This window comes from Oleiphilus sp. HI0043, assembly GCF_001634935.1.
Map to the genome: position 1 here is coordinate 1 of NZ_LWEY01001220.1, position 2041 is coordinate 2041.

2 protein-coding genes are annotated in these 2041 nt (G+C 45.3%); both read right to left on the reverse strand.

The genetic code is table 11. The features are described 5' to 3' along the window. The coding region (locus A3729_RS14910) for a nitrite/sulfite reductase (RefSeq protein WP_197475865.1) at positions 1-850 on the reverse strand (850 nt) is incomplete at its 3' end. Positions 851-1019: 169 nt separating this feature from the next. After that, positions 1020-2041, reverse strand: a 1022-nt coding sequence (locus tag A3729_RS14915; RefSeq protein ID WP_304439724.1) for a vitamin B12 dependent-methionine synthase activation domain-containing protein, incomplete at its 5' end; no start/stop codon positions are given.

Below are 2041 nucleotides of genomic sequence, written 5' to 3' on the forward strand. Positions count from 1 at the left end.
TGGTCAGTGTTGTCGCTCCATCCTTGATATGCTCCCATTCAGCTTCAACGCGTTCTGCGAACTTGGCGGGTGTAAGGGCTTTTACAAGGATTTTAATACGAGCTTTGTATTTGTTGTCGCGGCGACCGTGAATATTGTAGACACGCAAGATCGCATCGAGATAACTAAGCAGGTGCTTCTCGGGTAAAAACTCACGAATTACCGAGGCAATGATTGGCGTACGGCCTAGCCCACCACCGGCCAAAACTTTAAAGCCAATTTCACCTGCATCGTTCTTAACAAGCTCCAGAGCAATATCATTCACTAGAGACTCAGTACGATCTGTATCACCACAAGCGTTTACCGAGATTTTGAATTTACGTGGCAAGAATGCAAACTCAGGATGGAAAGTCGACCACTGACGTATGATCTCGCAGTAAGGGCGCGGGTCTAACAATTCATTCGCTGCCACACCGGCAAACTGGTCAGTCGTGGTGTTACGAATACAATTGCCACTCGTTTGAATGGAATGCATTTCAACACTACGAAGCTCGTCAAGAATGTCTGGGACATCTTTTAGCTCGGGCCAGTTGAATTGGACGTTTTGGCGAGTAGTAAAGTGCAGGTAGCCTTTGTCGTAGTCACGACTGATTGAAGCGAGCTTCCTAAGCTGTGTGGAAGACAGCATGCCGTAAGGTACGGCGACCCGAAGCATAGGTGCTAATCGCTGGACGTATAGACCGTTTTGCAGACGTAAAGGCAAAAAGTCGTCACCTGCCAAAGTCCCTTCAAGAAAGCGTTGGGTTTGACCGCGGAACTGCTGAACCCGTTCCTGGACGATCTGTTTGTCGTAACCATCGTATTTGTACATTTAGTGCGTCTCAATCGTACTTGCTTAATATAATTTAGCCCAAAGCAGCCTGGGGCCATTTTTGCGGGCGCTAAGGGTATCAGTTTTTAATAAGCGGTTAAATAACCAGCTTATATAAGTTTGTTTAGCTATTACGGGTTTTGGTTATATAAAAGCCGTTTTTTAGCGATTAATCATAGTTTAGTACCGGACTCAACCATTTTTCTGCTTCAGTGATAGACATTGATTTACGCTTAGCGTAATCCTCGACCTGGTCTTTGGTAATTTTTCCAACAGAAAAATATTTTGAATCAGGGTGGGAATAATAAAACCCACTAACTGAAGCTGCAGGTGTCATTGCAAAGTGTTCGGTTAATGAAATTCCGGCACTGTTTTCGGGTTCCAGTAGCTTGAACAGCTCGGTCTTTTCAGTATGATCAGGGCAAGCAGGGTAGCCCGGAGCAGGGCGGATACCGCGGTATTTTTCTTTAATCAAGGCGTCGTTATCAAAGCTTTCATCTCCAGCGTAAGCCCAGAACTCTTTACGAACTCTTTCGTGCATACGCTCAGCGAAAGCTTCGGCTAGGCGGTCAGCTAGCGCTTTGACCATAATCGCGTTGTAGTCGTCATGTTTTGCTTCGAACTCGGTGGCAAGTTCTTCAGCACCGATTCCAGCGGTGACTGCAAAGCCACCGATATAGTCATTGAGACCCGTTTCTTTAGGTGCAATAAAGTCAGCTAGTGATAAGCTAAATTGATTGCCCGCTTTGTCAGATTGCTGGCGTAGGTGATTCAGGCTTAGATTTACCTTAGATCGACTTTCGTCTGCAAATACAGTAATTTCATCATCGCCTTGAGCGTTTGCTGGCCAAAATCCGATAACAGCCTTGGCTTTTAGTTTTTTATTGCTTATCAGATCCTTGAGCATTTTTTGTGCATCATTGAAAAGACTCTGAGCAGCTTCACCGATATGCTCATCTTTTAATATTTTCGGGTATTTTCCAACCAGGTCCCACGTGATAAAAAACGGAGTCCAATCGATATAGTCAACTAATTCTTCAAGTGGGTAGTCTTCAAAGATTTTGGTGCCGGTAAATTTCGGCTTAGGTGGTTCGTAGCCGCTCCAATCAAGTGACAGCTTGTTTGCTACTGCTTTTTCATAGCTTAGGAAGCTGGACTTGGCGCTGCGGTTTTTACGACGTTCGCGTACCG